Annotated in this window: 7 protein-coding genes; 5 read left to right on the forward strand and 2 right to left on the reverse strand. The window is 55.9% G+C overall.

From position 1 onward, the window contains the following. The first annotated feature begins 105 nt into the window (after positions 1-105). Both rpmI and rplT read left to right on the forward strand, forming a co-directional pair. Positions 106-306 carry a 50S ribosomal protein L35 gene (gene rpmI / locus ACR0NF_RS21145; protein WP_010443552.1) on the forward strand — a complete coding sequence of 67 codons (201 nt, stop codon included), beginning with the start codon at positions 106-108 and terminating at the stop codon, positions 304-306. 14 nt (positions 307-320) lie between these two features. Next, complete coding sequence (gene rplT, locus ACR0NF_RS21150) at positions 321-686, forward strand: 50S ribosomal protein L20 (protein WP_008756009.1); 366 nt, start codon at positions 321-323, stop codon at positions 684-686. A gap of 113 nt (positions 687-799) precedes the next feature. On the opposite strand, the gene ACR0NF_RS21155 is transcribed toward rplT, so the two are convergent. Next, positions 800-1,774 (reverse strand): glycosyltransferase family 2 protein, encoded by a 975-nt coding sequence (locus tag ACR0NF_RS21155; protein ID WP_480778908.1) that lies wholly within the window; start codon positions 1,772-1,774, stop codon positions 800-802. A gap of 239 nt (positions 1,775-2,013) precedes the next feature. Here ACR0NF_RS21155 and ACR0NF_RS21160 point away from each other — a divergent pair, with 239 nt between their 5' ends. After that, a complete protein-coding gene (locus tag ACR0NF_RS21160) occupies positions 2,014-3,120 on the forward strand; it encodes a saccharopine dehydrogenase family protein (RefSeq protein ID WP_480778903.1) in 1,107 nt (368 codons plus the stop codon). Between the two features lie 3 nt (positions 3,121-3,123). Beyond that, the gene (gene amaB / locus ACR0NF_RS21165; RefSeq protein ID WP_480778904.1) at positions 3,124-4,635 is read left to right on the forward strand and encodes an L-piperidine-6-carboxylate dehydrogenase; all 1,512 of its coding nucleotides are present in this window, start codon (positions 3,124-3,126) and stop codon (positions 4,633-4,635) included. Between the two features lie 36 nt (positions 4,636-4,671). Here the strand turns inward: amaB and ACR0NF_RS21170 are convergent, their stop codons facing one another. Then, entirely contained in the window at positions 4,672-6,249 is a 1,578-nt protein-coding gene (locus ACR0NF_RS21170; RefSeq protein WP_480778905.1) for a DUF5928 domain-containing protein, read from the reverse strand. A 140-nt stretch (positions 6,250-6,389) separates the two neighbouring features. On the opposite strand from ACR0NF_RS21170, the gene ACR0NF_RS21175 reads away from it, so the two are divergent. Beyond that, complete coding sequence (locus tag ACR0NF_RS21175) at positions 6,390-7,208, forward strand: sulfotransferase family protein (protein WP_480778906.1); 819 nt, start codon at positions 6,390-6,392, stop codon at positions 7,206-7,208. Positions 7,209-7,302: the final 94 nt, after the last annotated feature.

Here is a 7,302-nt window from a genome sequence, read left to right on the forward strand (position 1 = left end):
TTGCCAGTATGACCGAACTTGCGTAAATGGCGCTTCTGATCGCGTGACCGGCCGAGATGGCATGCCGAGTCGCGTCTGAAACCGAACCCGGAAAAGGAGACGGAAATGCCTAAGATGAAGACCAAGTCGAGCGCCAAGAAGCGCTTTAAGGTGACTGCGACCGGTAAGGTCCTTGCTGGCCAGGCCGGCAAACGGCACGGCATGATCAAGCGGACCAAGAAATTCATCCGCGACGCCCGTGGCAACACCACCCTGTCCGCCCCCGACGCCAAGATCGTCAAGGGCTACATGCCCTACGACCGCTAAGAGGAGATTAGAAGATGTCCCGCGTTAAAGGTGGAACCGTAACTCACGCCCGTCACAAGAAGGTCATCAAGGCCGCCAAAGGTTACTATGGTCGCCGCAAGAGCACCTTCAAGGTTGCCCGTCAGGCCGTCGACAAGGCCAACCAGTATGCAACCCGCGACCGTAAGAACCGCAAGCGCAACTTCCGCGCGCTGTGGATTCAGCGTATCAACGCTGCTGTCCGTTCGCATGACGAGGCTCTGACATATTCCCGCTTCATCAACGGCCTGAACCTGGCCGGTATCGAAGTGGACCGCAAAGTTCTGGCCGACCTGGCCGTGCACGAACCGGAAGCGTTCGGCGCGATCGTGGCCAAAGCTCAGGCAGCTCTGGCCGCCTGATCCTCTGATACAGAGACAGTGAGCAAAGGGGTCGTTCCAAATGGAACGGCCCTTTTTTGTTTCAGCCCTCTCTTTGTCCGATACCTGAAACGGGGGCGACCATCGAATTCACTCTATGTTTGGGCCTGCCGCGTTCCAAGCGCGAGGAGCTCTTGCCGTAGCTGCTGGATTCCCGGAGCCTTCAGGACTTCTTTCAACTGCCTGCGCCACAGTCTCAGAGATTTCTTTCGCAAGAGGAACAGCCTGCCATTGGACAGTTGGTTCAATCGCTGCATCTCATCCTGTACCGGGCCAACCCAGCGCTGTATAGAGCGATCTTCCTGATCATTAAACGACATTCTTTTCCAGTATTGCATCTGGACCTTTCGATCGGGATGCGAGGCGCTGCCGCGGGCGGATTTCAGCAGAAAGCTTGAAAGATCACGAACCGCATAATGATTGACTTGCGCCACCGCGCGTTTCTGAGGGTCGAGTGCGCGCCAGCCCAATTCGCGGAATAGCCCTTGCTGCAAGCCTGATCCGTTGATCCGACGCGGGGCTTCTATGAGAGGGGTCTTGGCACGATGAATGCCGGGTCGCTCAAAAGCGCTGGTGCGAAACAGAGTCTTGACCCCACGCCACCGCTCATTGATCAGATTTTCGTCCTCGGCCATGAAGAAGCGGCTTATCACAAGGTCTGGCGACAATTCGGTTTCGGCGCAGTCACCAAAAAGTCGCCAGTTGATTGCCATTTCGTCGAACGCATCCCCGACCGCATCAAAAAGCGCTGAAAGCGTGCCGTCGCCTGCCTGGATATTGAGAAATTCGTCACCATCCAGGGCCATACACCATTGGCACTCCTGGTATTCAGGCGATAGAGCAGAACGTCTATAAGCACGGTTCTGCCATTGCTGGTTCGGTGCTGCATTTCTGAAGTACTGGATTATGCCCAGCCGATTTAACGTACGCAGGGTCTTCTGCGTCTCGTCAGTGGAATCGTTCTGATACACATGGATATCCGTAAAGCCGATCAAACGATGATAGGCCACCCACTCGAGTATGTTTGGACCTTCGTTCTTTACGGTCGTAACCAGAAGTGTTCGGCTCATGGTGAGTATGTAGCGTCCGTAAAAGGGCAGTTGGTCTGTTCTATCCTGATGTCGGTGCTGCACGAAAGGCTTGGACCGTAGTTTCTACGTTCAGAAAACATGCGCAATTTGCAGATACGACATATTGTCGGAACTGACGATTAATTGACGAAATCAACGACATTTTCGTCAAGATACATCCTGCAGCTCGAACAAACCGTGCCTCATACTTGAAGCAAACGAAAAGATGGAGGCGCGTTTTGAACTGGAATGTTTGTATCGTCGGGGCAGGAAAGATCGGTCAGATGATCGCCACCCTGCTGAAATCGTCGGCGCATTATTCGGTAACGGTCGCAGATCATGATCTGTCCGCTTTGTCCGCATTCAAGAAGCGCGGCATTCCCACCCGACAGATCGATGCAACGGATAGCGTGGCGCTCGAACGGGCACTTGCAGGGTTTGATGCCGTTATTTCAGCGGCTCCGTTTTTCCTGACCCCTGCGATTGCAGGTGCAGCCAAGGCGGTTGGTGCGCATTACTTCGACCTGACCGAGGACGTGGCCGCCACAAATGCGGTGCGGGATCTGGCGCGTAACAGCGAAACTGCATTCATGCCGCAATGTGGTTTGGCCCCCGGATTTGTCGGGATTGCGGGCGCGGCCCTGGCATCTGAGTTTGATGAGATCGACAGCCTGCATATGCGAGTCGGTGCATTGCCGCTCTATCCGACGAATGCTCTTAAATACAATCTCACCTGGTCAACGGACGGGTTGATTAACGAATACTGCAACCCCTGCGATGCTATCGTGAATGGAGAGCGGACGAAAACTGCGCCGCTCGAAGATTATGAACTGATTGGCCATGACGGCGTGGAGTATGAATGTTTCAACACTTCGGGTGGTCTGGGCACATTACCGGAGACGTTGGAAGACAAGGCGCGCGCCGTGTCTTACCGCTCGATCCGGTATCCGGGGCATCGCGATATTCTGCGCCTCTTGTTGAACGATCTGGGGCTTGGGCGTCGTCGCGATCTGTTGAAAGAGATTTTCGAAACGGCCCTACCGCGTACCGATCAGGATGTCGTACTGGTCTATTGCACCGCCAAAGGGATGGTTGATGGTACGCTGCGCGAGAAATCCCTGATCAACAAATCCTTCGCCCGCACCATAGATGGGCAGGTCTGGAGCGCGATCCAGATTACTACAGCGGCGGGTGTACTGGGTGTCGTCGATCTGATGCGGGTGGGTGTGCTGCCCTTGAAAGGCTTCGTCCGGCAAGAGCAGGTGAAGCTTGCCGATTTCCTGAACACCGAATTTGGCCGGCTCTATCGCGCCGGTGACGTTACCGAACAGAACAAGGCGGCCTGAGATATGAAAGATGTTGTGATGACTGCTGAAGCTACTCTTGCGAAACTGGACTTGACCGCGGCAGAGCTGACAGGGGGCGCATTGCGCGTAACCTCTCCGATCGATGGCAGCCTACTGGCTGAAGTGCATGAAACACCGGTATCCGAGATGGAGGCCATCTTTGATCGTTCGATAGCAGCGTTCAAGGCATGGCGCGTGGTACCTGCACCGCGCCGGGGCGAGCTGATCCGCTTGCTTGGGGAAGAGCTGCGCGCCGCCAAAGACGACCTCGGCGCGCTTGTCAGTTGGGAGGCTGGCAAGATCACTTCGGAAGGTCTTGGCGAAGTGCAGGAGATGATCGACATCTGCGACTTCGCAGTTGGTCTGTCACGGCAGCTTTACGGTTTGACGATTGCATCTGAGCGCCCGGGCCACCGGATGATGGAAACATGGCATCCGGCGGGACCGGTGGGCGTGATTTCTGCCTTCAACTTCCCCGTCGCCGTATGGTCGTGGAACGCCGCGTTGGCTCTGGTCTGTGGTGATCCGGTGATCTGGAAGCCGTCCGAGAAAACACCATTGACCGCCATGGCCTGCCAGAAGATCTTTGAGCGCGCTTTGGCCCGCTTTGGCGATGCACCCGAGGGTCTTTTGCAGACCCTGATCGGAGGTGCTGATTTGGGTGAGGCACTGGTTGCCAGTGAGGATGTTCCGGTTATCTCAGCCACAGGTTCGACACGTATGGGTCGCGCGGTTGCGCCGATTGTGGCGCAGCGCTTTGGTAAATGCATCCTTGAGCTGGGCGGTAACAATGCGATGATCGTGGGCCCCTCAGCCGATCTGGAAATGGCTGTGCGTGCGATTGTATTCTCGGCCGTTGGGACAGCAGGTCAGCGCTGCACTACATTGCGTCGCCTGATCGTGCACAACTCGATCCGCAAGGAACTGGTTGCGCGTCTGAAGAAAGCCTATGCCGATCTGCCGATTGGCAACCCGTTGACCGAGGGCACGTTGATTGGCCCGCTGGTGGATGAAGCCTCGGGCAATGCCATGAGTGCCGCCCTTGAGGCTGCCAGGGCTGAAGGCGGAAGCGTGTTCGGCGGCAATCGCGTGACCGAAGGCGTGCCGGGTGGTGTCTACATGCAACCGGCCATCGTGGAGATGCCGGGCCAGACCGCAACAGTGAAGACCGAAACCTTTGCACCGATCCTCTATGTCATGGGCTATGACGACTTTGCCGAGGCGATTGAGATTCAGAACGACGTGCCGCAAGGCCTGTCCTCTTGCGTGTTCACGCTGAATATGCGCGAGGCGGAACAATTCCTGACGGCTGCAGGTTCGGATTGCGGCATTGCCAACGTCAATATCGGCCCGTCGGGGGCCGAGATCGGTGGGGCGTTTGGCGGTGAAAAGGAAACTGGCGGCGGGCGCGAGAGCGGCTCGGACGCGTGGAAGTCCTATATGCGGCGTCAGACCAACACGGTGAACTACTCGGCTGAACTGCCGCTGGCGCAAGGAGTCAAGTTCGATATCTGAGCCAGGTCTCCGGCGGTGTTTGGTGCGCCGCCGGACCTAATCTGCAAACAGATAATCCAACTGCATCACCGCATGTGCCTGACCCGGTTCAAGGTCAAGAAACTTGGCAATGACCGCCTCGTTTTCGGCGCGATTTGCAGACTCTCGCAGATAAAACAGCCCGTCATTTTGCGTGCCCCGGATCTGTTCGGATTCGAAGGCCAGAGCATTGCGCAGCGTTGGTAGCAATCGCCCCAAAGTGTCGTCCGAGCTATTCTGCCCGGCCAGCCCGACACGATGGGCGTGACCCTTCAGATATGCGTCGGAATAGTTGCAGTCGATTTCCAGTATGCGCGTGTCCGCCTGATCAGAGCAGAAATCCTGAATTGCATCCAGATTGGCCGGATCGAGGCAGAGCACCAGCCTGTTGTCTCCAAAATGATCGAACAACATCCGCATCACCGCACGCCGATGACGCGCGCGTTTCTTCAAAGTAGTTTCGATACCCCCAAGGTCGGGCAGTGCTGTCTCTTGCTCATCAAAGATGTATTCAATACAGGGCGTGTTGGTCTCAGACGCGATCTGATCAACCAGGCGCTTGGCTACGTGCCATTTCTTACAAACGATCAGAAGCACCTGACGGTTTGGACCTAGCGTATTTCCCGCTTCCCAGAAGCGTTGGCCAAAACGCCGCCCAACCCGCCCACGCCCCGTGAGGAAATGATAGAGGTTGCGCCCTTCATCCGAGATATCGAATGCGACCCCTTCACTGGCATAGAGCTGACCCAGCCGCTGTTTCAACTCATGCGCTTCAGCGCTGATCTTGCGCGCGAACAGATAATCCTGGCCCAGCAGCATGTCATAGTGATCGTTATAGAAAGTCACGGGCATCCCGTAGTCCGAAAACATCAGGAACGTCAGCGTCCGATTGTCGATCTCTTGCCTTGGGATCAGGTGGCGGACAAGGGTTTGAAAAAAGGTTTCGTCCGGGATCCAGGTGGTCGAGAAGAACCGGATCACATCGCGGCGCTGGCGCAGGAAATCAAGGATCATCTCAACCGTGCGGCGGCGCAGACACCACCATTGGCTGCCGATCATGATCTGCAGGTCAGCGGGGATTTCGCGCGTCAGGCCAAACCGCTTTTGGGTTTCATATGACGCGTAGAACAGGCGCGATTGCGTGCGTTCGTTGAAATAATGACGATAGATCAGCCGGTCCTCTTTCATGCCGGTCTTGATCCAGTTGCTTTCAAAGAAGTCATGGCTTTCGATGAAATCCATATCACACTCGTCGAGAAAGCGATGCGCGTACTCCGCTGTCTTGATCGCCATGCAATCGCCCGAAAGCATGTAGAAATGGGTGGCACGTGGGAAGGCCTCCACTGCGGCTTGCAGCGCATTCAGCGTGGCCTGGACAAGCGACCACTCCCCCCAGCCGCACTTTATCCGTTTGCGGGCGAAGGTAACGTTCGGGTTGTCCCTCAATGCGTCGCGGATGCGCGTATAGGCTGCCTCACTGGCGCGGGCGTCGAAATGGATCGCCATGCAATCCCCCGCCGCCGTCAGCTGCCCGGCCTGATCAATGATCGCGTCAGGGTCTTTGTGACATAGCAAGATATAGGCAATCTTTGCCATTTGCGTTTCGCTATTCCCCGTTTCTACCGTTCGCGACCGTGATACTGAGGATGAGCGATTGAATAAACAGAATATTTTTGGTTCTTTGGGCCAATACCGCCGAAGTATCACTCCGATATCCGGCCAAGGAGGCGCAGCAGATGGGTTTTCCCGGAACATGGATGACCGAAAGCCAGAGCATGGTGTACCGCGTGGTGCCGAAATGCGCCTGCTCGACCATTGGCCAGATCATGTATTATTCGGATCACGGTCGGTTTTTTGGTGGTGATATCCATGACGCCAAGGACGGGATGCACAAATGGGCTTTTGGGGCCAGCCAGGACCCGATCTCGCGCAACGTGCGATCACATGAATCCTATACGTTTACCTGTGTGCGAAACCCATATACCCGCATCCTGAGCTCGTTCTTCGACAAGATCTGCGGCATTCAGCGCAACGGTAAACGCTATCGCGGTAATCTGGTGCCAACGCTGATTTACAATTACGGGATCGAAGTGGGCGGCGAAGACGGTAAGGGTGAGTTCGATCAGATCGCCAGTTTCCGCCGATTTCTTCTTTTCGCGCGGGATACCATCCGTTGGCGTCGCCCGATGGAGCCGGATATTCACTGGTCCGCCATGTCCGGCCATGTCTCAACCCTGATTGCAAATGGCGGGCGCTATGACCGGATTTTCTGGACCGAGAAGTTCAATGATGGGATGCAGGGTGTTCTGGACAACCTCAAGACCGCACACCCGGTGACCCTGTCCGAGATTCCGCGCTTTAATGAATCCGAAGGTCACGGACCCAAACGCGCGCATCCGGTCGAGGATTATTTTGACGATCTGTCCATGCACCTGGTCTATGAAATCTACAAACAAGATTTCGAACTGTTTAAATACGATTTCGAAAACCCGGCCAATAAGATGCCGGTAGGTGAGATCGATCTGGACGAGATTCACGCCAAGCTGGGTGACTGAGTCACTTAGACTAAAGAGCAAGACCTCCCGCCCATCGTTAATGTCTCTGATGAGACATCTCCTCTGGTTGGGCCCGGCGCCGCGCTTTGCGCGG

It is taken from the genome of Ruegeria sp. CF4, assembly GCF_056537345.1.

Coding starts and splice junctions, on each gene's coding strand:
- ACR0NF_RS21175 (WP_480778906.1), top strand. CDS start 6,390: ATGGGTTTTCCCGGAACATGGATGACCGAAAGCCAGAGCATGGTGTAC.
- rpmI (WP_010443552.1), top strand. CDS start 106: ATGCCTAAGATGAAGACCAAGTCGAGCGCCAAGAAGCGCTTTAAGGTG.
- rplT (WP_008756009.1), top strand. CDS start 321: ATGTCCCGCGTTAAAGGTGGAACCGTAACTCACGCCCGTCACAAGAAG.
- ACR0NF_RS21155 (WP_480778908.1), bottom strand. CDS start 1,774: ATGAGCCGAACACTTCTGGTTACGACCGTAAAGAACGAAGGTCCAAAC.
- amaB (WP_480778904.1), top strand. CDS start 3,124: ATGAAAGATGTTGTGATGACTGCTGAAGCTACTCTTGCGAAACTGGAC.
- ACR0NF_RS21170 (WP_480778905.1), bottom strand. CDS start 6,249: ATGGCAAAGATTGCCTATATCTTGCTATGTCACAAAGACCCTGACGCG.